At 50.8% G+C, this 23078-nt stretch carries 24 protein-coding genes and 1 riboswitch; of the genes, 11 read left to right on the top strand and 13 right to left on the bottom strand.

Going from position 1 to position 23078, the window contains the following annotated elements:
• Positions 1 to 206: 206 nt before the first annotated feature.
• From FGS84_RS11090 to FGS84_RS11040, 11 genes are all read right to left on the bottom strand, one after another.
• Positions 207 to 1832, bottom strand: coding sequence for a recombinase family protein (locus tag FGS84_RS11090; protein ID WP_002594230.1), 1626 nt, complete (start codon positions 1830 to 1832; stop codon positions 207 to 209).
• Between the two features lie 127 nt (positions 1833 to 1959).
• Positions 1960 to 2154, bottom strand: a complete 195-nt coding sequence (locus tag FGS84_RS11085; RefSeq protein WP_002594231.1) for a transposon-encoded TnpW family protein — start codon at positions 2152 to 2154, stop codon at positions 1960 to 1962.
• Positions 2151 to 3005: an ATP-binding protein gene (locus FGS84_RS11080; RefSeq protein ID WP_002594232.1), complete on the bottom strand. Its 855-nt coding sequence runs from the start codon at positions 3003 to 3005 to the stop codon at positions 2151 to 2153. Before FGS84_RS11080 ends, FGS84_RS11085 begins: the two co-directional genes overlap by 4 nt.
• Entirely contained in the window at positions 3002 to 3742 is a 741-nt protein-coding gene (locus FGS84_RS11075; RefSeq protein ID WP_002594233.1) for a replication initiator protein A, read from the bottom strand. The genes FGS84_RS11080 and FGS84_RS11075 overlap by 4 nt, the downstream gene beginning before the upstream one ends.
• A gap of 130 nt (positions 3743 to 3872) precedes the next feature.
• A complete protein-coding gene (locus tag FGS84_RS11070; protein WP_002594234.1) occupies positions 3873 to 4259 on the bottom strand; it encodes a cysteine-rich VLP domain-containing protein in 387 nt (128 codons plus the stop codon).
• The gene (locus FGS84_RS11065; RefSeq protein ID WP_002594235.1) at positions 4249 to 5874 is read right to left on the bottom strand and encodes a relaxase/mobilization nuclease domain-containing protein; all 1626 of its coding nucleotides are present in this window, start codon (positions 5872 to 5874) and stop codon (positions 4249 to 4251) included. Before FGS84_RS11065 ends, FGS84_RS11070 begins: the two co-directional genes overlap by 11 nt.
• Positions 5846 to 6241: a plasmid mobilization relaxosome protein MobC gene (locus FGS84_RS11060; protein ID WP_002594236.1), complete on the bottom strand. Its 396-nt coding sequence runs from the start codon at positions 6239 to 6241 to the stop codon at positions 5846 to 5848. Before FGS84_RS11060 ends, FGS84_RS11065 begins: the two co-directional genes overlap by 29 nt.
• Positions 6242 to 6279: 38 nt before the next feature.
• Positions 6280 to 6501 (bottom strand): hypothetical protein, encoded by a 222-nt coding sequence (locus FGS84_RS30840; protein WP_156327584.1) that lies wholly within the window; start codon positions 6499 to 6501, stop codon positions 6280 to 6282.
• 367 nt (positions 6502 to 6868) lie between these two features.
• On the bottom strand, positions 6869 to 7357 hold the full coding sequence (locus FGS84_RS11050; protein ID WP_002569239.1) for a hypothetical protein: 489 nt from the start codon (positions 7355 to 7357) through the stop codon (positions 6869 to 6871).
• A gap of 114 nt (positions 7358 to 7471) precedes the next feature.
• Complete coding sequence (locus FGS84_RS11045) at positions 7472 to 7777, bottom strand: hypothetical protein (RefSeq protein WP_002569240.1); 306 nt, start codon at positions 7775 to 7777, stop codon at positions 7472 to 7474.
• A gap of 163 nt (positions 7778 to 7940) precedes the next feature.
• A complete protein-coding gene (locus FGS84_RS11040) occupies positions 7941 to 8339 on the bottom strand; it encodes a metal-dependent transcriptional regulator (RefSeq protein ID WP_138308536.1) in 399 nt (132 codons plus the stop codon).
• A gap of 265 nt (positions 8340 to 8604) precedes the next feature.
• Here FGS84_RS11040 and FGS84_RS11035 point away from each other — a divergent pair, with 265 nt between their 5' ends.
• From FGS84_RS11035 to ahpC, 8 genes are all read left to right on the top strand, one after another.
• The gene (locus FGS84_RS11035; protein WP_138308320.1) at positions 8605 to 8814 is read left to right on the top strand and encodes a ferrous iron transport protein A; all 210 of its coding nucleotides are present in this window, start codon (positions 8605 to 8607) and stop codon (positions 8812 to 8814) included.
• Between the two features lie 39 nt (positions 8815 to 8853).
• Positions 8854 to 9075 (top strand): ferrous iron transport protein A, encoded by a 222-nt coding sequence (locus FGS84_RS11030; protein WP_138308317.1) that lies wholly within the window; start codon positions 8854 to 8856, stop codon positions 9073 to 9075.
• Positions 9076 to 9160: 85 nt separating this feature from the next.
• A complete protein-coding gene (feoB, locus tag FGS84_RS11025; RefSeq protein WP_138308315.1) occupies positions 9161 to 11335 on the top strand; it encodes a ferrous iron transport protein B in 2175 nt (724 codons plus the stop codon).
• Between the two features lie 139 nt (positions 11336 to 11474).
• Positions 11475 to 11756: a transcriptional repressor gene (locus tag FGS84_RS11020; protein WP_138308312.1), complete on the top strand. Its 282-nt coding sequence runs from the start codon at positions 11475 to 11477 to the stop codon at positions 11754 to 11756.
• A gap of 81 nt (positions 11757 to 11837) precedes the next feature.
• A complete protein-coding gene (locus FGS84_RS11015) occupies positions 11838 to 12170 on the top strand; it encodes a DUF6110 family protein (RefSeq protein ID WP_138308310.1) in 333 nt (110 codons plus the stop codon).
• Positions 12171 to 12257: 87 nt separating this feature from the next.
• The gene (locus FGS84_RS11010) at positions 12258 to 14333 is read left to right on the top strand and encodes a heavy metal translocating P-type ATPase (protein WP_138308308.1); all 2076 of its coding nucleotides are present in this window, start codon (positions 12258 to 12260) and stop codon (positions 14331 to 14333) included.
• Positions 14334 to 14573: 240 nt separating this feature from the next.
• A riboswitch (glycine riboswitch) is annotated at positions 14574 to 14655 on the top strand.
• Between the two features lie 291 nt (positions 14656 to 14946).
• Entirely contained in the window at positions 14947 to 15975 is a 1029-nt protein-coding gene (locus tag FGS84_RS11005; protein ID WP_138308306.1) for a PTS sugar transporter subunit IIC, read from the top strand.
• Positions 15976 to 16265: 290 nt separating this feature from the next.
• Positions 16266 to 16829 carry an alkyl hydroperoxide reductase subunit C gene (ahpC, locus tag FGS84_RS11000; protein ID WP_138308304.1) on the top strand — a complete coding sequence of 188 codons (564 nt, stop codon included), beginning with the start codon at positions 16266 to 16268 and terminating at the stop codon, positions 16827 to 16829.
• 388 nt (positions 16830 to 17217) lie between these two features.
• On the opposite strand, the gene FGS84_RS10990 is transcribed toward ahpC, so the two are convergent.
• On the bottom strand, positions 17218 to 17451 hold the full coding sequence (locus FGS84_RS10990) for a hypothetical protein (RefSeq protein WP_138308300.1): 234 nt from the start codon (positions 17449 to 17451) through the stop codon (positions 17218 to 17220).
• A gap of 199 nt (positions 17452 to 17650) precedes the next feature.
• Between FGS84_RS10990 and FGS84_RS10985 the strand changes: the two genes are divergently transcribed.
• The 3 genes from FGS84_RS10985 to FGS84_RS10975 all read left to right on the top strand — a co-directional run bounded on the left by FGS84_RS10985 (position 17651) and on the right by FGS84_RS10975 (position 21992).
• The gene (locus tag FGS84_RS10985) at positions 17651 to 18325 is read left to right on the top strand and encodes a helix-turn-helix domain-containing protein (RefSeq protein ID WP_347563825.1); all 675 of its coding nucleotides are present in this window, start codon (positions 17651 to 17653) and stop codon (positions 18323 to 18325) included.
• Between the two features lie 137 nt (positions 18326 to 18462).
• The gene (locus FGS84_RS10980; protein WP_207739905.1) at positions 18463 to 20253 is read left to right on the top strand and encodes an ABC transporter ATP-binding protein; all 1791 of its coding nucleotides are present in this window, start codon (positions 18463 to 18465) and stop codon (positions 20251 to 20253) included.
• Positions 20250 to 21992: an ABC transporter ATP-binding protein gene (locus FGS84_RS10975; protein WP_138308294.1), complete on the top strand. Its 1743-nt coding sequence runs from the start codon at positions 20250 to 20252 to the stop codon at positions 21990 to 21992. Before FGS84_RS10980 ends, FGS84_RS10975 begins: the two co-directional genes overlap by 4 nt.
• Before the next feature lie 77 nt (positions 21993 to 22069).
• On the opposite strand, the gene FGS84_RS10970 is transcribed toward FGS84_RS10975, so the two are convergent.
• Positions 22070 to 23068, bottom strand: coding sequence for a 2-dehydro-3-deoxygalactonokinase (locus FGS84_RS10970; protein ID WP_138308292.1), 999 nt, complete (start codon positions 23066 to 23068; stop codon positions 22070 to 22072).
• Positions 23069 to 23078: the final 10 nt, after the last annotated feature.

Genomic DNA, 23078 nt, shown 5'->3' with positions numbered 1-23078 from the left:
ACCATCAGCAGGAACCATGAAACAATGCGGAAATAGAACAAAAAACACAGCGCTTCCAGGCGGCATGGCCGGGAAAGGCTGTGTTTTTGCGTATATATGAATATATGTCTTACGATTTTGCTTATGTGTGATAAAGAAGTAATAGAAGTGTAAAAAATTTTGCCGTTCCTATCCGGCACATGAGGTATGTCGGATAGGTCGGGCGGTTAGGTGTCGGGCAGTTCTACCTTGCCGACAAAAGAATAATAGATTTCGATTTCCTGTCTGCGTAACTTGCCCCGGCGTTTCCCGTCAAGGGCAACGCTTTCATGGACAACGATTTTCTCCACAAACTCCCGCAGCAGAGTAGGGGTAAGTTCTTCAATGGTAGTGTGCCTGCGTACCACATTCATAAACTTTTCAGCGTTTGCGGTGGCTTCCTGCGCTTTGGAAAGTTCTTCCCGCAGTCTGGCGGCACGTTCTTTCAGTTCTTTCTGCTCGGCTTCATAGTCTGCCGACAGCTCTGTGAAACGCTCGTCCGATATGCGCCCGGTTACGCTGTCCTCATACAGCCGCTTGAAGATAGCAGATAACTCGGCTATGCGTTTCTCGGCGGCTTCCAGCTCCTTTTTCTTGGCGGCGTTCCTGCGTCTGTCCCCGTCCTCATTCTGCTCGATTAAAAGCTTCATAAACCGGGCTTCATGCTTTGCCGCATAGCTGGTAACTTTCCGCAGATTGGAGAGTACGCCAGCGGTCAAGAGGTCAGTGCGGATAAAGTGCGCTGTGCAGTCGGCGGTGCGTTTCTTGTAGCTTCCGCAGATATAACAGTCCTGCTTGCGCTTGTCCGTCTGGTATCGCTGCTGGTACATGACGCTGCCGCAGTCGGCACAAAAGAGTATGCCGGAGAACAAGCCCACTTCGTCATAACGGTTGGGGCGTTTGCGCTGCTTGCGTAACTCCTGCACCCGTTCCCACGTTTCCCGGTCAATGATAGGCTCATGGTGGTTCTCAAAAACCGCCTGCTTTTCCGGGGGATTTTCTATGCTGTGTTTCAGCTTGTAGGACGGCTTCTCGGTCTTAAAGTTTACCAGACAGCCCGTATATTCCCGGTTTTCCAGCAGATGAACCACGGTATTGGTCGCCCACTTGCACTCATAGCCGGGGTGGTAGCGGCGGGTGCTGCCCGTCCTGCGGTATTCCAGCGTCCCCGGCGTGGGGATTTGCTGCTCGGTCAGCATACGGGCTATCTTGGTCGGACCGTTCCCGGCAAGGCAAAGGCTGTAAATCTGCCGTACCACCGGGGCGGCTTCCTCGTCAATGATAAAGTTTTCGTCCTCGTCCATGAGGTAGCCATAGACGGGCTTGCTTGTGATGGGCTTTCCGCTCATGCCCTTAGAGCGTTTTACTGCCTTGATTTTCTTGCTCGTATCTCTCACCAGCCATTCGTTAAAAATGTTCCGCAGCGGGGCAAAATCATTTTCCCCCTGTGCGCTGTCCACTCCGTCATTGATAGCGATGAAGCGGACACCTTTCTGTGGGAAAATCATTTCTGTGTACATTCCCACCTGTAAGTAGTTTCGCCCTAACCTCGACATATCCTTGACGATAACTGTCCCGACTTTCCCTGCTTCAATGTCTGCAAGCATGGCTTGAAATCCGGGTCTTTGAAAGTTCGCACCGGAATAACCGTCGTCGGTGTACCAGCGCAGATTAGAAAATCCATTCTGTTTGGCATAGGTTTCCAAAATCCTCTTTTGGTTGGAAATGGAATTGCTCTCGCCTTGCAGCTCGTCCTCATGGGACAGTCTTGGGTAAAGGGCGGTAATGAGTTGCTGGGTGGTCTGTCTTAACATAAATTCCTCCGTTTCCGACAGCCAGCCCCACTATTCCGTACCTTGATTGTACCACATGGGGCGGCTGTCTGTATAGCGGCAAAAGCGTCAAATCTGCTTCTTTACGGTCGGTAAAAATGACGGTTTTTCAATCAGGCTTATCACAGGTCAAATATCCGGCGGCGGCTTCTGCTTCCAGCACTTTCATCATCTTGTCAGCGGCGGTGTCGGTCGCCCCCTCCTTGAAAAAGCCAGACACCACAAGGATTGTGTTGCCTATCCTCGTTTCGGTCACGCAGTCCGGGCGGCGGGCAGGGCGTTTGTTTCTCTGGGTGTCGGTCATAGGCAAATCTCCTTTCCGGCAAGCAGCCGTTTCAGCTGTTCCATTTTTCCCTGTGCGGCGGCTTTCCTCAAATTCTCCCCGGTAAAGCAGAGAGGGGAACACATTTCAAGCAGGCGGTCATAAATCCGGGCGTGGGCGGTGTCCTCCGGGTGCTGCAATTCCTCCAGCGTGAGGTTGGTCGTCACAATCAGCGGCTTCCTGCTCCGGTAGCGGCTGTCAATCACATTGTAGACCTGTTCCAGACCGTATTCTGTGCCACGCTCCATTCCAAAATCGTCAATGATGAGCAGGGGGAAGCTGCAAAGGCGGGAAATATATTCGTTCCTGCCCGCAAAGCTGGCGGCAAGGTCGTTTAATATTGCTGCAAAGTTTGTCATGCACACCGGGACTTCCTGCTCCATGAGGGCGTTTGCAATACACCCGGCAAAATAGCTTTTCCCAGTGCCTACCCTGCCCCACAAGAGCAGCCCGTAGTTCCCGTCCTTTATCTGTTCCCAGCGTGCCACATATCCGGCGGCGTTCTTCATCTGCGGGCAGCTGCCGTTATCGTTGGCAAATGTCCAGTCCTGCATGGTCTTGTCTGTAAAGCCCTGCCGTTTCAGCCGTTCCACCGTTTCAAGGTGGCTGCGCCGCTTCTCGGCGGCTTCCCGTTCCTTACGGGCTGCCCGCTGGCAGTCGCACTCTGACGGGTGGCGGTCACGCCCGAAAAAGGTCTTGCCCTCCGGGAAATAGGCTTCTTTGGGTTTCCGGCATTTGCCGCAGTATAAAAGCCCGTCCTCCCCGGTGTAATCCTCCGGCTCGGCTGTGGTGTCGGTCATAGGCAGTATGGTGTTGTGGATTGTATCGGTCATAGGCTTTCTCCCTCCTTGAATGAATAGTCCGGTATGCCTTTCTTTGGCTTCTCTTTGGCAGCGTCCTCCTGCGCCCACTTGTAAATGGTGGCTGCATGGCTCTGGTACTGCTTCCCGGTGGAAGCGATGTGGCAGGAAAGGCGGTCAAGGTAATACTCCCACTTGCCGGGGAAGTCCTGTTCCAGCTCCAAAAGTTCTGTGTCAGAAAGAAATACATTTTTATATCTGCCATAAGCGGCGGGGGGCTGCCCCTCACTCGCTCCTTTTGTTTGGCTCTCTATTAGGTTGTTTATATTAGTTTGGTTAGGGGACGGTTTTCCGACCGTCATAAGGTCAGTTTTCCGGCTGTCAGTTGGTCGGTTTCCCGCCCTTATGAGGGGCGGTTTTCCGTCCGTCAGTTGGTCGGAAAACTGTACCACTGGGATAGGCGGCACTTTCACATACAGACGGTTGGCGGCAGAAAAGCCCGTCCGTCTGCGTTCCAGCAGCCCGGCAGCGTCCAGTTCGTTCAGTGCGCCCTTTATGGTGGTGCAGCCTTTATCCAGCATTTCCGCTATCTCTGCTATGGGGTAGACAATGTATGTCCGTCCCTCGCTGTCCTGCCAGCCGTTCTTCTGCGAAAGGGTGGAACGGTCTAACAGCAGCGCATATAACTCTCTTGCGGTGTGGGATAGGTCTGTTTCCAGCAGGAAACGGGGGTAAGGCAGGTAAGCGGGCAGCTCCGTTCCTGCGGTCATATAATCAGCGATAGGGTTCACCTCCTTGTGGTGTCTGTCTGTGGGTTCTGTTACGCTTTTAGGGGGCGTTTTTAAGGGAAAAGGATAAATGTATCACGCACCCTTTGACACCCTCCAAAAAAGCCTTGATTTATGCGGGTTTGAAATGCCCTAAAGCGTGACATTTCTCCCTTTGTTTCCGCTTCCGTTTGGCGGCGTTTATCCGCTTCATGCGTCCGGCGCAGTCCGGGCAGTATTTCCCCCGGTTGGATTTTGGGAAGAAGAACGCCCCGCAGACAGCGCAGCGTTTCCGGCTTCCCCGGCGCAAGAGGGCGGCTTCCAGTGCTTCATCAAGGGGCAGGACAGCGGCGGTAAACCAGCGGCAGAGCAGCGAATAGCTGATACTCTGTACACACACGCAAGGCTCGCCGTCCTCCAACAGCAGGCAGTTCCCGCTGTCATAGTTGCAGCACTCATGCACAAGGCGGCGGGCTGCCCGGTACTGGCGGTAGTCCATGCGGGGGATATTACCGTTCATGGCTCTGCTCCTTTCTGCGCTGCGGCTCGCTCCGGCGTAAAATCTGGTCGATATTGCCCTTGACAGTCTGCAAGCGGCGGTACTCCTCCCGTTTTGCCCGGTAATCGTTGTAGCCGCTGTTTTTCTCTTTGATAAGGCTTTCAATCTCTGCTTGCAGGGATTTATAGCTCGGCAGCTTGGAAATGCCGTTCTCCCTGAAATAGCGGGCGGCTGCGTCTGCTATGATAAAGTCACTTTCATGCTTCTGACGGTAGGCTGCTTTTGCTTTGGCGTTTTTCTGCTGTTTCAGCCCGTCCCGGACAGGGCGGGTCTTGGAATAGGCAAGCACCTGCCGTTGCAGCTCCTTTTTCCCGTTCAGCGTCTTTTCCACCTGCTTCAACCACGCAAGGCTTTCCTGCATGGCGGCATAGGCGGCAGAACAGGCTTCGTCCAGTTCCTCCGGGGAGGAAAAGCCGTACTGCTGATAGGCGGTAACGGTAGCTGCCATTTGCTTTAGGTTGTGCTTTGCCGCCCAGCGGTCATAGCCCACGCCCTTGCCCTCGGCTCGCTTGGCTTCCCGGTCAACCATGCGCTGCAAGGTGTTGTCTGCCGGGGTGGTTTTTGCAGCTTTTTCCCCTTGTAACGGCTTTTTAACTGCGGCAGGGTATTCGGGTATGGCTTTGGTCTGTTCGGCAGCTCTGTGGGCGTTCTGCGTGAGCAGGGCAAGGACAGCAGCCTTGTCAAAATCGTCCCCCAGCTTTCGGGCTGTGATAGGCTTTGTCCTGTCCGGCGTGAGGTAGGAAAGCCGCCCCCGGCTCTCCTTGACGGTCACACCCTCCCGCAGCAAAAGGGAAGAAAACTCGTCAAAGCTGCCAGCTTGGGAAAGTGCCTGCCGTATCGTCCGGCGCAGCTTCGCCTTGTCCGTTTCAAACTTGGTGGGCTTGGTCGGCTGTCCGGCGGCTTCTCTGGCGGCGTTCTCTTTGTCAAGGGCAAGCTGCCCTTTCTTTGCCGCCCAGTATTCCCGTTCGGTTATCCGTTCCTTGCTGCCGTTCAAGAGGTCGATTTGGTAAAGCCCCTCCCGGTGGCACATTTCCATGACTTCGCTCTTGAAATATTCCATAGCGGCGTTGGTGCAGCGGTGCTTGCAGCCCTCCAGCGTGTCGGCTGGTCTGTCCATGTAGGGCAGAAGCGGGACTTCGTAAATCCGCAGGGAGTTGATGACGATATGCACATGGATATTCCCGCTGTGGTTATGCCCGTCCGGGTGGGTGCAGATTAGGGCTTGGTGTCCGGGGAAATGCTCCTTGCAGAACTGCTCGCCCAGCTCCTGCGCCCGGTCTACGGTCAAGCCGTTGTCTGTCCCGTCCCGTGGGTCAAAGCTGATGATATAGTGGTGGCTTTTCACATCTTCCCGTTTTTGGTTTTTCTCATAGCGGAGATTGGCTCGCATACAGGCAACAGCGAAATCCTCGCCCCCGCAGTTGAGGGAAGAAATGCGGTAATCCTCCCTCGGTATCAGCCGCCCGTTTTCATCAAGGGTGGCTTTCATGGTAAACTCGTCATGCTCAAATGTGAGATAGGCTTCCGCTGCGCCATAGTCGGCGTTTTTAGAGCTGATATGTTTGAATGTTGCCAACAGCGTCACCCACTTTCTGCAAGACTTCAAACTTTAGGGCAGCAAGGTCGGAAACCGCCGCCCGTACCTCCCCGGCAAGCTGCGGATAGGGACTGTGCCACTCGTTCAGCGTCCGGGCTATCTGGTTTAAGTTGCCGCCGATCCTCCCGTATTCGGCGGTCAGCTTCCCGACAGCGGCAAGCAGCTCGTCATTGATGGGGGAAACGGTTATGATGGGGCGTATGGCTGCCCCGGTTATGGCTTGCCGGATAAACTCGGCTTGGCTCATGTGGTAAGCAGAAAGCCGCTGGGCAAACTCGGCGTATTCTTCCTCGGTCATGCGTGTTTTGACTACCCGGCTGCGGTGCGGCGTGTTGTATCGTTTCATAGGTGGTTGACCTCCTTTCTGTGCGTGGTGTCCTCTCACTAATAGGAGAAAAACAGGGTGTGAAGCGGAACTGTTTTTGAAAAATCCGAAAAATATTTTGAGGGGTTTTTCAGCGGCGCAAGCCGCATAAGCAGGGTTTGGGGAAGGCACTCCCCAACAAGATTCCCGCAGGGGCAAAATGAGCGATAAGCGAATTTTGGCACCTCGGTAGAATCTTGCTCTAAGAAACTGCCGGCCTGCCGTTCACTTGCTACTGCCACTTTTTCAGAAAATCTATAACCAGCTTTTTTTATAAAAGGCTGCGGGCTGGCGTTTTTCCCTTACTCCCTACAAACCACAAAAGAGCAGAATGGACGGACTTTCCGGCAAGAACTTTTCCGGCGGCTCGGTCTTTCCCGACAATAAGGCGTTTCGGAAGCTGCGTTTTGCCCGCTGTCTGAAAAAAATGGCAGCCTTTTTTGGTTTCACTGTCTAATACGGAACTTTTGGAAATTTGCCAAAAATGGACGCAAAAAAAGCAGCAAATCTTTTTCGGATTTACTGCTTCATGTGCCGCTGCGGTGCGGCGGGATGGATATTCAGTTGAAATAAAAGAGGATGGTGGTACTTTAGTCTATCGACTCTTTACTAACTATTAGGTAATCTTGAAAGATTTTCCTTGAATTTATCTAAAGAATGTTCATTGTTTCCCGCAAAAATAAGTGGAATTGTATATTCATATGATATGCCATTTTCATAGTCCGATAATTGTATTTTTATAGTATCATCCCTCTCATCTTTAGGTGCTATATATATGAATGAATTTTTATTTATATCAGATATTTTCCCTTTTTCAGAAGAAACAGTATAACCCCAGTCTGTTAAATTTGTCTTTATTGTAACTTCTGTTTCTGTTTCTTTTCTAGTCTGCAATGCTGTTTTATCGATTTGGATATCAAAAGGAGTCGAACCTAACAATTCACTGTTTATATTTACAAGTTCTTCTCCATTTGTTTTAGAAATATTAGATTCATCTTCATAATTTTGTTGAGATTCATCTTTTGGTGTTTCTCTGTTACATCCTAATAAAAAGCATAAAATAATTAGTACTAATACAGAAAGTTGTTTTTTTTGCATTTATTTCTCCTTTCATATTATCAAAGAAAGCACTGAGAGTACTTTCAAGAAATTATGAAATATTCTCAATGCTTTCTATTTTTTGATTATAAACTTGCCGGTAATGATACTATGTTAATTTATCTCTTTCGCGTAACCTTTGTTGCAATATACACATGCACCATTCACCCATTTGTGAGACATTTCAATCGTCTCAACTTCATAAATGCTTACTTCTCCACAAATTAAACATTGTTTGTAATTATATACATGACGTGTCGCACATTTATCCCAGTCATCATATATACCAGGCATTTCATCTTCATATCCATAGTACTGGGGAGAACCCCAACTATGAGTATGAGCGGCAAATACAGTCATTGGAGCAGCTACAATTCCAGCTACTACTGAAAGTGCTAAAATAGATTTTCTTAAATTCATAAGTTCCTCCCTTTCCTTAAAAATACATAGCTCTTTGTTACATTGTCATTTTAACATAATAATTGGTAAAATGCAATAATTTATTTTCTATTTACGAGAAAATACTGTGCATATTATCTTATTTAGGAATAGTTAAGGCGGCTACCTAAATCTTTTTATTACTTTACCGCACATGAGCATTGTCTTCCGGAAGCTCATGTCCTCTGGTGATATGGTCCTTGATTGCACGGAAGCTCTCGGCGCTGACCACATGCTCAATGCGGCATGCATCCTCTGCGGCTGTCTTTTCATCCACCCCCAGATACATGAGCCACTGGGACAGCATGGTATGGCGCTCGTACATGGTCTCAGCAATTTCCTTCCCCATGCTGCTGAGGGTGATATGGCCCTGGTCATCCATGAGGATATAACCGTTTTCGCGGAGATTCTTCATGGCTACACTGACACTGGGCTTGGAAAATGCCAGCTCGTTGGCAATGTCGATGGAGCGGACATAGGGGTTGCGGCGGCTTAAAATCAAGATTGTTTCCAGATAATTTTCAGCTGATTCCTGTATTTTCAATTTAATCAAATCCTCCCACTGATAGTAATTCGTTCGCTCTGAGTCTGCGGCGGCTATTTTCTATTTTATCATACACGGGAGGGAAACGCAAATTGGGAACTGAACTGTAATTGCAAAAAACCCGCATTTAAATTGAAAAAAATTATTGACATTTCGGTTAACTGGTGCTAACCTAAATTTGCAGTTAGGATACCATAACTTTCCAGCTGCAATACGGATATAGGAAACAGAATCACATCAGGTTTCAGAAAGAGGAGTGATGGGTATGCCGTTGACAATGGTAAGGGAAGGTACGGTGACATCCATAGTCCGGGTGGGCGGTAAGGAAGAGGTAAAGCGTCATCTGGAGAACATGGGATTCGTACCGGGAGCAAGCGTGACTGTTGTTTCTGTTAACAATGGCAATGTGATTGTCAATGTAAAGGAATCAAGGGTTGCCATCAGCAAAGAGATGGCCAATAAGATTATGGTGTAAACTGGCCAAGGGTATGAAAAGGAAAGGAGCATGAATAAGATGCGCACATTGAAGGAAGTAAAATGCGGAAACACGGTATCGGTTGTTAAACTGCACGGAGAAGGGGCTGTAAAGCGCCGTATCATGGATATGGGCATTACAAAGGGGACAGAAGTCTATGTCCGCAAGGTGGCGCCTCTGGGGGACCCCGTGGAAGTAAATGTAAGGGGCTATGAGCTGTCCTTAAGGAAAGCGGATGCAGAGATGATTGAAGTGCAGTAGAAACTGCTTTTTTTTAAAGAACTGAGTTAGTTGAAACTAATTTGTTGATAAATTTTCTCAATAAGAAAATGAGGAGGATATGAAAATGTCAATCAAAATTGCTTTGGCCGGTAATCCCAACTGCGGAAAGACCACACTGTTTAATGGTCTCACCGGTTCCAATCAGTTTGTAGGTAACTGGCCTGGTGTCACGGTGGAAAAAAAGGAAGGCAAACTTAAGGGGAACAAGGATGTCATCATCATGGACCTTCCCGGTATTTATTCGCTGTCTCCCTACACCCTGGAGGAAGTGGTTGCCAGGAATTACCTGATTACCGAGCGTCCGGACGCCATACTGAATATTGTGGATGGAACCAATCTGGAGCGCAACCTGTACCTGACCACCCAGCTGATGGAACTGGGGATTCCCGTGCTGATGGCCGTTAACATGATGGACGTGGTTAAGAAGAGCGGGGACCAGATTAATATCGAGGCCCTGAGCAGGGAACTGGGCTGCCCGGTGGCGGAGATTTCCGCATTAAAGGGCACCGGCATCATGGAGGCTGCCAACAAGGCAGTGGAGCTGGCAAGGGACAGCAGGGCGTCTGTGCCGGTACACAAGTTTTCTTCTGATGTGGAGGCTTCCCTGGAGGAAATCGAGCAGTGCATCGGAGGCAATGTGCCTGAGGCACAGAAGCGTTTCTATGCCGTCAAGCTGTTTGAACGGGATGACAAGATTGCAGCACAGATGACCATGGTTCCGGATGTGGAGAGCATTGTAAAGCGTATGGAAGACACCATGGATGATGATGCTGAGAGCATCATTACCAATGAGCGCTATACATACATTACTTCCATCATTGGCAAGTGCTATAAAAAGAAGAGCAGGGAAAAACTGAGTATTTCCGACAAGATTGACCACATTGTCACCAACCGTTTCCTGGCCCTCCCAATCTTTGCAGTGGTAATGTGGATTGTTTACTATGTATCCGTATCCACAGTGGGAACCGCTGCAACCGACTGGGTCAACGACGGCCTGTTTGGCGAAGGCTGGTCCATGTTCGGCATGGATGTCCCTGGCATTCCGGTTGTGGCAGAAGGCTTCCTGGCGGCTGTTGGCTGCGCTGACTGGCTGTCCAGCCTGATTTTAGACGGTATCGTGGCCGGTGTTGGCGCTGTGCTGGGCTTTGTGCCTCAGATGCTGGTACTGTTCATTTTCCTTGCATTCCTTGAGTCCTGCGGTTACATGGCCAGGGTTGCATTCATCATGGACAGGATTTTCCGCAAGTTCGGACTGTCGGGAAAGTCCTTTATCCCAATGCTGATAGGAACCGGCTGCGGCGTTCCCGGAATCATGGCTTCCCGTACCATTGAGAATGACAGGGACCGTAAAATGACCATTATGACCACCACCTTTATTCCCTGCGGCGCCAAGCTTCCGATTATCGCATTGTTTGCAGGCGCGCTGTTCGGAGGCGCCTCCTGGGTTGCACCCAGCGCTTATTTCGTTGGAATCGCAGCCATTATCTGCTCCGGCATCATCTTAAAAAAGACGAAAATGTTTGCAGGGGACCCGGCGCCATTTGTAATGGAGCTTCCTGCCTACCATCTTCCCACTGTATCCAACGTACTGCGCAGCATGTGGGAGAGGGGCTGGTCATTCATCAAGAAGGCGGGAACCGTGATTCTGTTATCCACCATCTTTGTATGGTTTACATCCAGCTTCGGTTTTACGGACGGACACTTCGGGATGGTGGAAGATTTGTCTGACGGACTGCTGGCAACCATTGGCCAGGGCATTGCTTGGATATTTGCACCTCTGGGCTGGGGCAACTGGCAGGCGGCCGTTGCAGCCATCACAGGCCTGGTGGCAAAGGAGAACGTGGTTGGTACCTTCGGCATCCTTTACGGATTTGCAGAAGTGGCTGAGGACGGCGAGGAAATCTGGGGAACCCTTGCACAGAGCTTCACTGTGGCCAGCGCATACTCCTTCCTGGTATTTAACCTGTTGTGCGCGCCCTGCTTTGCAGCCATCGGCGCCATCAAGCGCGAGATGAACAATGCAAAGTGGACCTGGTTTGCAATCGGCTACCAGACCCTGCTGGCATACGCTGTTTCACTGTGCATCTACCAGCTGGGGAACTGGTTTATGACAGGAACCTTTGGAATCGGGGCAATTGCCGCAATTGCAGTAGTGGCTGGTTTCATTTATCTGCTGGTAAGGCCTTATAAAGAAAGCAGCTCCCTTAATGTCAGCATAAAGACAAAAGCAGCATCATAATGTGCCGCCGCAGGCAGACACGGCTTAAGGCCGGCCTGTGTGCGGGGCACCTGAAGGATAGAAGTGTCCGGAAAAGCTGAGGCAGGCATTTTCCGGACACATTCCGATTTGGCCGGTGGAAGGTGAGGAGGGAACTGACATGTGGCAGAAGGCACAGGTGATAGATGAGTTTCAGAGGAGGGGAATGCGGATTACAGAACAGCGTAAGATGCTCTTAGATGTTATACTGGAGGGAAACTGGACAAACTGCAAGGAGATTTTCTACGAGGCGCGGAAACGGGACCCGAAGCTGGGGATGGCCACTGTGTACAGGACTGTAAGTGCGCTGGAGGAAATCGGTGTGCTGGTCCGTTCCTATCAATACTCCTTTGTGCCTGACAGGGAGGACGAGGCAGAGGCCGTGTCCTGGGAGGCTAAATGAGCAAATTTCTCAACAACTTATGTTAGAATTGACTACCCCGGGGGGCGGAAGTTAGTATAAAAATAATAGGAGGGCAAAGGAATGATGGATTGTTTTAAATGTAAGAGAATAGGCCTTTTTTTAGGCGGCGTCCTGTTTGGAACAGCTGGCGTAAAGATTTTGGGAAGTGATGACGCCAAGAAGTTTTACATCAACTGCCTGGCAGCCGGATTAAGGGCTAAGGACTGTGTGATGACTACCGCTACCAATATCCAGGAGAACGCTGAGGACATTCTGGCAGAGGCTAAGGAAATCAATGCGCAGCGCTATCAGGAAGACGTATTTGAGGATGAGAGCGGGGAGGAAACCCCGGAGCAGACCGCAGAAGGCTTAAAGGAAGCGGGGACAGCTCCTGCTGATACGGTTACAGCGTAGGATACAATCCGCCTGGGGAAGGATATCTCCGGGCGGTAATTTTTTCCGGAAAGTGTCCGGCCAGGTTGAGAATAGGAGCTTAAAACAATGAAGTTTGTGATTAGACATGAGATAAGGGGAAGGGTTAGAATTCATTTTTATCAGAAGGATATGAGCATACGGCAGGCTGATTTGCTCCATTATTATATCTGTACCCTTCCCGGGGTAAAGGCTGTCAGGGTATATGAGAGAACAGCGGATGCAGTGGTTGTGTATGAGGGCGGTTCCGGGAAAATCCTGGAGGATATACAGCGGTTCTCTTATGAGAATCAGCGGATTCAGGAACTGGTGCCAAAGAACAGCGGCAGGGCCCTGAACCGGGAATACAAGGAAAAACTGGTGCAGAAGGTGGTGGTGCGGGCATTTACAAAGTCCCTCCTGCCGGCTCCTGTCCGGGCCGTCTATACGGCAGCCCACACCCTCCGGTATCTGATGAAGGGAATCCGGTGCCTGCTCAGAGGAAAGCTGGAGGTGGAGGTGCTGGACGCCACAGCCATTGCCGTCTCTGTGCTGAGAAGGGATTTTGACACAGCTGGTTCGGTCATGTTTCTCCTGGGAATCGGGGAGCTTCTGGAGGAATGGACCCGCAAAAAGTCTGTGGGCGACCTTGCCAGGAGCATGTCCCTGAATATTTCCAGGGTATGGCAGAATGTGGACGGAACAGAGGTCCTGGTCCCTGTTTCAAAAATCCGGGAGGGAGACCTGGTAACGGTCCACATGGGGAATGTCATCCCTCTGGACGGTGTGGTTGCCTCGGGGGATGCCATGGTGAACCAGGCGTCCATGACAGGGGAGTCCGTAGCTGTCAGGAAGGAAGAGGGTTCCTATGTGTATGCAGGGACAGCCGTTGAGGAGGGGGAGATTACCCTCCGGGTCAAAAAGGCGGCAGGCGACACCCGGTTTGAGCGTATTGTGACCATGATTGAGGAGTCGGAGCAGCTTAAGTCCACGGCAGAAGGCAAGGCAGCCACCCTGGCTGACGCCTTAGTCCCCTGGAGCCTGGGCGGAACCGCCCTGACGTGGCTTCTGACGCGCAATGTGACCAAGGCCCTGTCTATTCTGATGGTGGACTTCTCCTGCGCGCTGAAGCTGGCCATGCCCCTTTCCGTGCTCTCGGCCATGCGGGAGGCCAGCAGCTACCATATTACGGTAAAGGGCGGCAAATACATGGAGGCAGTGGCTGCTGCGGACACCATTGTCTTTGACAAGACAGGAACCCTGACAAAGGCCAGGCCCCAGGTGGCGGACGTGGTGGTATTCAACGGCATGAAGAAGGATGAGCTGCTGCGGATTGCGGCCTGCCTGGAGGAGCATTTCCCCCACTCCATGGCCAACGCGGTGGTCCATGAGGCGGTGAAGCGGGGGCTGGTTCACAAGGAGATGCATTCCAGGGTGGATTATATGGTGGCCCACGGCATAGCCACCTATGTGGGCGATGAGAGGGTGGTGATAGGAAGCTATCACTTTGTATTTGAGGATGAGGGATGCAGGATACCGGAGGATAAAAGGGATGAGTTTGACAGCCTGCCCGCGGAATATTCCCATCTCTACCTTGCCATCGGAGGAAACCTGGCAGCTGTAATCTGCATTGAGGACCCGCTGAGGGATGAGGCTGATGCTGTCATTGCCGCCCTTCACAGGCAGGATATAACCAAGATTGTTATGATGACAGGGGACAGCGAACGCACGGCTGCCGCCATTGCCAGGCGCGTGGGAGTGGATGAATACGATTCAGAAGTCCTTCCTGAGGACAAGGCCAGGTTTGTGGAGGAAGAAAAGAGAAAGGGCCGCAGGGTTATTATGATTGGCGATGGAATCAATGATTCGCCGGCCCTGTCGGCTGCCGACGCTGGAATTGCCATCAGCGAGGGGGCTGAGATTGCCAGGGAGATAGCAGATATCACCATCTCCGAGGATAACCTGTTCCAGCTGGTGACACTGAGGGCCATCAGCCGGGGACTTATGGACCGGATTGACCGGAACTACCGGTTTGTCATCGGTTTTAACCTGGGCCTTATTCTGCTGGGAGTGGGAGGCGTCATAACCCCGGCCGCGTCAGCCATGCTCCATAACACCTCCACGCTGGCCGTCAGCTTAAAGAGCATGACCAATCTTCTGGACTGATTTTTTGGGGCGTATACGGAGAAAAAATAAAATCCCCCTTCCTATATTTTACAATTAATTTAAGGATGGCAGAGAGTAAATGGACATCCGTTTATTTTCTGTCATTTTTTATGGACTATTTTGTGCCAGGTGCATAAAAACACATGCGGATTTTTGTGAAAAAGAAATGAACTGAACATAATTCTATTGCTTTTTTCTATGTTTGATGTTAAAATATAAACAAAGTTAATGACAGACCGGTTGATGAATTCGGGAGAGCTTACCGTCAGGTAACGCCGAAGGGGATGCGCAAACTCTCAGGCAAAAGAATCGAATTCGGACGGGACTCTGGAGAAGGTCACTAAATTGTGAATACCGATGAAGCAACCTGCGGCATAGCAGCAACCGCGTCAGGGAAACTTTCAGGTGAAAGGACAGAGGCAGACATCTACGCTATGTTTATGTCTGTCTCTGTTTTTTTGCAATTTTGGGGACTTCTTCGTTACCTGCATTGCGAAAACTCTACCAAGGATATACCTTAGCTTAAGAGCTATCACAGCGGTAACGGCGGTCTGTGGTGGGAAGCGGCCAAGGGATATCTGCGGAGAGCAAAAAACAGGAGGAACGTAGATTTATGACAATTATTACGGGGTTAGGATTACTATTATTGACGCTGGCAGCATTCTCACTTTTCAGCATGAAGGCACCCAAAGGTTCAGCGGCCATGTCGGGAATGGCCAATGCAGCAGTTGCAACTTTCCTGGTGGAGGCTGTCCACAGGTACATATCCGGAGATTTGCTTCACCTGGCATTTCTTGGAGAGACTGGTACCATATCGGGCAATATGGGCGGTGTGGCAGCGGCAATCATGGTACCGATTGGCATGGGTGTGAATCCTGTGTTTGCGGTAGTTGGAGGCGTTGCATTGGGTGGATACGGCATTCTTCCGGGATTCATCGCAGGATATGCAATTGGCTTTCTTGCACCGTTTATTGAGAAGCACCTTCCGCCGGGCCTGGATTCCGTGCTGGGAGCCCTCTTGATTGCGCCCATTGCCAGATTCATTGCTTTCCTGGTGGATCCGGCTGTAAATGCAGCCCTGGCTCACATCGGCGGCATGATTACGGCAGCTACCGAGCAGTCCCCCATTCTTATGGGACTTCTGCTGGGAGGCGTCATCAAGATGATTTGTACGTCGCCCCTTAGTTCCATGGCCCTCACCGCCATGCTGGGACTTACGGGACTGCCCATGGGCATTGCAGCCATTGCCTGCTTCGGCGGTTCCTTTACCAACGGCGTTATCTTTAAAATGCTCCACTTCGGGGATAACAGCAACGTAGCAGCTGTTATGATGGAGCCATTGACACAGGCGCATATTATTACAAAGCATCCCATACCGATTTACTGTTCCAATTTCTTCGGGGGAGGCTTTGCGGGAGTAGCCGCCGCATTCCTGGGCATCATCAACAATGCCCCGGGAACCGCTTCTCCCATACCGGGACTGCTGGCGCCCTTTGCCTTCAATCCGCCGTTAAAGGTACTGATGGCACTGCTGCTGGCCGGTATCAGCGGTACCCTGGCAGGCGTTGTGGGAGCCATTGCTTTCAAGAAGAAATATGATATGAAGCCGGAATTATCAGTCATTAATTCATTTGATGAGTAATAAGGAAGGGCGGGAACAGCCGGATGAGGAAACTTGTCCGGCTGTTTTTTTGCTCATGTTACAAAAGAAACAATATTAATAATTATTATTAATATTGTTTCTTGACAAACAGCCGGTGATTTGGTAAAATATAACTAAGTTAGTTAAAACTAACAAAGGAGCGGCACTTAAATACCAATATAAACCAAACCGCTGTAACCTGAATGGTTTGCCGGGTTATCAGCAAGATTATCAGAGAAGAACAGCGGGAGAACACCTAAAAACCATCATAAATAACAGGAGGAAACAATATGTCATTAATTGGAAAAGAAATCAGCGATTTTACAGTACAGGCCTATGCAGGCGGAGCGTTCAGGGAAGTAAAGAAATCAGACGTATTAGGCAAGTGGGCCATATTCTTTTTCTATCCGGCGGATTTTACCTTTGTGTGCCCCACTGAGCTGGAGGACCTGGCTGATAAGTATGAGGATTTTAAAACAGCCGGCTGCGAGATATACAGCGTGTCCTGCGACAGCCATTTTGTCCACAAGGCATGGCACGATGCATCCAAGACCATCCGAAAAATCAATTACCCCATGCTGGCAGACCCCACGGGCAGACTGGCCAGGGATTTTGACGTGATGATAGAGGCGGACGGAATGGCTGAAAGAGGAAGCTTCATTGTGAATCCGGAAGGTAAGATTGTGGCCTACGAGGTTATTGCAGGCAATGTGGGCAGGAATGCGGACGAGTTGTTCAGACGTGTCCAGGCATCCCAGTTTGTGGCAGAACACGGCGACCAGGTGTGCCCCGCAAAATGGCAGCCCGGAGCAGACACTTTAAAGCCAAGCCTGGATTTGGTAGGACTGATATAGGACAGCTGCCGGCACAGAGGACAGGTGCCCCGGGACCGGGGATTTTACAGCGGCGGGAATATTCTTTTCCACGGCGTTCCCGGCGGCCACGAGCTTCATTCCTTTGTGGTGGCCCTCTGCCATATGGCAGGTCCCTGTTGGGGAAGGCGTAGGCAGAAATGGGGAGAGACACATCCTGCCGCCATAGTCTGTAGCACAACTGGCTCCACCAGGCTTACAGCCAGACAGAGGTCTATCTTTAAGCAGATTTACAATTTTCTGTATATGAAAGGATTGTTCTGAATTGTTAGAAAGCAGGCTCCGGGATGCAAATCCCAGAGCCGCTTTGTCTGCAGCAGTCTGAGGTGCTGCTGCAACAGCACCTCAGACTGCATGAAGGTCCCCTGGCTTAATGGAGGAACCTGGCAAAGGAGAGTTCACAGCCTCCGCCTGCCCGGCGGAAAATGTTGACGGCCCTGGACATAACATCGGAGTAATCCTGATTGCCTGTCTCTATTTCCAGATAGTCCAGGCCTGTACTGAAATGGGCCTGCTTGATATCGGGAAGCTCACTTATTTCCCGAAGGATTTCCCTGGCTTGATTATCTGCCAGTTTCTTTGATAAATGATAACTGCGTCCCATGATATTTGTCCTTTCTAATAATTGTTTTTGACAATTTGATGCATTTGGATTAGACCTGTCTAACTTAATCATACTCCAAATCGCGTGATTTTAATCAGTTTATTTGAGAAGATTTTTCAAAAAATGCAAAAAATGGTTTAATGAGAAAAGGTATCAGTTATATGCATTGACGGATGCCTTTTTTTGTAACATAATAACGATGTTATATAACAGTGTTATAAGGATATGGGGAAAGGACAGGGGGATTGACATGGGGGGCCGGGATAACAGCACAGCTGCAGCCATATTAGAGGCAGGGAAAAAGGAATTTCTTACATATGGATATGAAAAGGCATCCCTCAGGAGAATTGCAAAGGAGGCGTCGGTGACAACCGGAGCCATATACGGTTATTTTCCGGGAAAGAAAGCATTGTTTGACGCCCTGACAGCGGACACGGCAGAGGAACTGCTGGCCATGTATGATAAAGTGCACAAGGAATTTGCTTCCCTGCCGCCCGGATTGCAGCCTGCCCGGCTGAATGAGATTACAGAGCAGTATATTCCATGGATGGTGAATTATATCTATGACCATTTTGAGGTATTCAAACTGCTGCTGTGCTGCAGTGCGCCGGGGGTAAGGGAACGCTATTTTGACAGACTGGCAGCAGTGGAGGAGCAATCCTGCTGGGATTTTATCAATGCCATGGAGTCTTTGGGGCATACGGCAGCGGGGATGAGCAGTACGCTGATTCATATTCTGTGCAGGTCCTTTTTCCAGCAGCTTCATGAATTTGTGTCCCATGACCTGCCAAGAGAACAGGCGGTCTCCTGCTCCCTTATCTTAAGCCGTTTCCAACATGCAGGATGGGTGCGCATCATGGGCCTGGATGTGTGAGTATGACAGAAATGGTGCAGGCTGCAGGCGGGAGAGAGGCTTAAGGCGGGAGCCTGACAGCCTTAATTTTATAACAAATGGTTAGTTGAAACTAATAAAAGGAGGATGAAAAAGTGGATGGTAAACGAAAGCATATTATGACACAGCTTCCTGATACAGGTAAGGTGACGCTCAAGACCTTTGCGGGAAAGCACAAATACCTGACGGGAGCAGGCTGCGTCCTGTCAGGAATCAGCGCAGTCATAAGCCTGGTGCCCTATCTGTGTATGTGGAAGGTGATAAAGCTGGCGGTGCTTAACTGGCCCGAGGGCCCGGACGGGGGAATGCTGGTTTACTGGGGATGGATGGCGGTGGCATCCTCGCTCTTCAGTATGCTGATCTATTTTGGAGCTCTGATGTGCACCCATATTTCTGCCTTCCGGACGGCCAGGAACATGAAAACAGTTGCCCTTCACCATCTGACAGAACTGCCTATTGGTTATTTTAAGGGGACTGGCAGCGGAAAGCTGCGCCGCATCATCGACGACGGAGCGGGCCAGACAGAGACGTATCTGGCCCATCAGCTGCCGGACCTGGCCGGTGCCCTGGTGACACCTGCGGCAGTGCTGGTTCTGCTTCTGGTGTTCGACTGGAGATTTGGCCTGATTAGTCTCATCCCCATGGCCGCAGGCGCATTTTTCCTCAGCCGGATGATGGGGACCGGAATGGCCGAGTGCATGAGGCAGTACCAGAATGCCCTGGAGGACATGAACAATGAGGCCGTGGAGTATGTGCGGGGAATACCTGTGGTGAAAACATTCCAGCAGAGCATTTTTTCCTTTAAAAGCTTTCACGATTCCATCATGCGCTACAAGGACTGGGCTGTGAATTATACCCTGTCCCTCAGGATACCTATGTGCTGTTATTCAGTCAGCATCAACGGCATTTTTGCCGTTCTCATACCAGCCGGGCTTCTTCTGGCAGGGGATGCGGCCAGGGGGGAAGCCTATGTGACAACGGTATTGGACCTGGTTTTTTATATCCTCTTTACGCCTGTCTGCGTGACCATGATGGATAAAATCATGTGGACCAGTGAAAATACCGTGGCTGCCAATGATGCCCTGGAGCGCATACTGAATATTATCAGGGAAAAACCCCTTCCTGAGCCAGCTGTTCCAAGGAAGCCTGAAAACCACAGGATTGAGATTAAGGACGTTTCCTTTTCCTATAATAAGGACGGGGTAAATGCCCTGGACCACGTGTCCCTTACCGTACCCCAGGGAGCAACCGCCGCAATGGTAGGGGCCTCGGGAAGCGGCAAGACCACCCTGGTCAGCCTGATTCCCAGGTTCTTTGACGTGGACAGGGGAAGCATATGCATCGGCGGCGTGGATGTGAGGGACATGGGGACAAAAGAGCTGATGAAGCAGGTCAGCTTTGTGTTCCAGGACAGCCGCCTCTTTAAGGACAGCCTGCTGAACAATATACGGGCGGCAAGGCCAAAGGCGGATAAGGAGGAGGTCATGAGGGCCGTGAAAGCAGCCAGGTGTGAGGACATCATTGAAAAGATGCCCCAGGGGCTGGATACGGTGGTGGGGACCAAGGGCGTGTACCTGTCAGGCGGGGAAATGCAGAGAATTGCCCTGGCCAGGGCAATCCTGAAGGATGCTCCCATTGTTCTCCTGGATGAAGCCACGGCATTTGCAGACCCGGATAATGAATATCTGATTCAGCAGGCATTTGAGAAGCTGGTGGAGGGCAAGACTGTGATTATGATTGCGCACAGACTGTCTACGGTGTGCAGGGCCGACTGTATCTTCGTGATGGAGGAAGGCAGGGTGGCTGAGCAGGGAAATCACGATGAACTTCTGAAGGCCCGGGGGCTGTATGCAAAAATGTGGAAGGATTATCAGACCTCAGTAGAGTGGAAGGTAGGTGGAATGGCATGAGCAAGTATCTGCAGAGAAAATTCGCATTGAGCGAACAAGGGGGAAGAGACCTGACAAAGGCCATATTTTTCTGCGCCCTGACTAATATGGGGCTGATTTTCCCCATGGGCATACTGTTCCTGTTTCTGGAACGGCTGCTGGGCCCTCTGGTGGGTCTTAAGGCTCCTTCCATGGGGATGGCCGGGTATGTAATTATCAGCATTATCCTTTTGATATTAATATTTGTTTTTTGGAGAATCCAGTATAACGCTACCTTTGTGGCCTCCTATACGGAAAGCGCCAATATGCGCATCCGGCTGGCAGAACGGCTCAGGACCCTGCCCCTGTCCTTTTTTGGAAAGAGGGACCTGGCGGATTTAACCACCACCATTATGGCTGACAGCGCGTTTATTGAAAAGGCATTCTCCCATTTCATACCGGAACTCATAGGCGCATTTATATCCACGGCCTTCATCGGAGTGTGCCTTCTGGCTGCTGACTGGCGGATGGGCCTGGCTGTGCTGTGGGTGGTTCCTGTGTCCTTTCTTCTGGCAGCAGGCACCCGGCCCATGGTGGACCGGGTGGAGCGCAGGCAGAAGGGGACGAAAATCGCTGCATCCGACGGTATCCAGGAGTGCATTGAGAATATTCAGGATATCAAGGCCAATAACCAGAAGGAGGAGTATCTGCAAGGACTGGACCGGAAGATTATGAATGTGGAGTCCATTACCATACGCCTGGAGCTGTTTAACGGCACCATGGTCACGGCGTCCCAGATGTTCCTGAAAGTCGGCATGGCCACCACGGTACTGGCGGGAGCATCCCTGCTGTCATCCCGTTCCATTGACTTCATGCTGTTCCTCATGTTCATGGTGGCGTCTACCAGGCTGTACGGCCCTCTTAGCAGCTGTCTGCAGAACCTGTCGGCTGTGTATTCCACCCTTCTGGTGGTGGAACGGATGAAAGGAATTGAGGAACAGCCTGTCCAGCAGGGCAGTAAGGAAGCTGTCTATGATGGTTATGACATTGTGTTTGACCATGTGGGATTTTCCTATAAAGACGGGGAACCGGTTTTAAAGGATGTGTCCTTTACTGCAAAGCAGGGCCAGGTGACGGCTCTGGTCGGGCCGTCAGGCGGCGGAAAATCCACCAGTGCCAAGCTGGCAGCCAGGTTCTGGGATATTGACAGAGGGAAGATTACACTGGGGGGAACGGACATAAGCCAGATAGAGCCGGAGACACTGCTCAAAAGCTTTTCCATTGTGTTCCAGGATGTGGTCCTGTTTAACGATACCATCATGGAAAATATCCGGCTGGGCCGCAAAGGCGCATCCGACCAGGAGGTTATGGAAGCAGCCGAGGCAGCTCAGTGCGGGGAATTCATCCGCCGTCTGCCAAAGGGGTATGAGACACGGATTGGAGAAAATGGCTCCACTCTGTCCGGCGGTGAGCGCCAGCGGCTGTCTATTGCCAGGGCCCTCTTAAAGGATGCGCCCGTGATTCTCATGGATGAGGCCACGGCCTCGCTGGATGTGGAGAATGAGACGCAGGTACAGGAAGCCATATCCAATCTGGTTAAGAATAAGACTGTGCTGATAATTGCGCACAGAATGAGGACCGTGGCAGGAGCAGACCGGATTGTGGTGTTAAAGGATGGCTGCGTGGCAGAGCAGGGGACGCCGGAAGAACTGATGGAGCAGAAGGGAATATACCATCATATGGCGGAACTTCAGGGAAAGAGCCTGAACTGGAGTTTGTAGACAGATGGAAAGAGAAGGGCCGCCGGGAATGGATTTGGGTTCCGGCGGCCGAAATGAATGAGACAGGCGTGAAGTGGCTAATTATCCAGGGAAGCCTGCCAGATTAACCTGGCTCCCATGCCTGCCAGGTATTCCGTGCAATCCTGTAAAACCTCTGAATCAGGATACTCTTCCTTTAGGATTTGGGAAAGGGCAAGGGCCATTGTTCCTTTTCCGCCAATTACAATCTTATGGCCGTGGTTAAAGGTGATTGCTTTTGAACCCTTAAGCGCCTCCAAATCCAGAGCAACGACTGTTCCCAGGAGATAGCTGCCTAATTGCTGGGGCGAACGTTCGCAGAACAGATGAAGGACCCTGGTCAGAAATGCAGCTCTTCCAATACCTAATGCATGGCTGTTTCTGCAGCCGTTCAGGAGCCAATATGTATCCAGCTCAGACTCATCTAAAAAGCTGCAGTTAACGGATGCTGCCAGTATGGTATTTAACGTAAGAGATGAGAGTATTTCGCCGCTCATTGATGTCATGCATCCGGTAATCCTGCATTTCTCATCTACGGATATATATTTGTTGTGGGAACCAGGAAGAATGAGCAGCATGGGGGTTCCCTTGTGATGGCGGCTCAATAAGGCCATGCTTTCTGTTTCCTCTCCGCGCATCATATCCATCCGGTCCACGGATTCGAAGTCCGGATGATTTACACGGTTTTTCACACCGGGTATAAAATGAATGGGCACAGGACTTACATCGGGAATCAGTATGGTTTTTATGCCCTCGGCCAATTCTTTTAATCCGGCAGGTGTACTTAAATGAGCCAATTCATATAGTCCTGAGGAACTGGTAATCATACCGCATGCAAGGACGGATTCCACATCTGCCCAACAATGGCCCGAGGACTCCAATACCTGCTCCAGATTGAGTTTGAGCTGGGTCTTTAGAGCGTCATTTCCGTGTTCAATAGCGCCGTTGCGCGCTCCGATGCTTAATTTGCAGCCGGCTATGACCTGTTCTTCCCGGTTCCAAACCAGACAGCGGGTATTGGTGGTTCCTCCGTCTATTGTTATACATATATTTCCCATAGATATACCT

The sequence above is a fragment of the Clostridium sp. 1001271st1 H5 genome, from assembly GCF_005845215.1.
GTDB lineage: Bacteria > Bacillota > Clostridia > Lachnospirales > Lachnospiraceae > Enterocloster.
The sequence above is the reverse complement of the archived record's forward strand: the minus strand, read 5'-3'. Positions and strand labels throughout refer to the sequence as shown.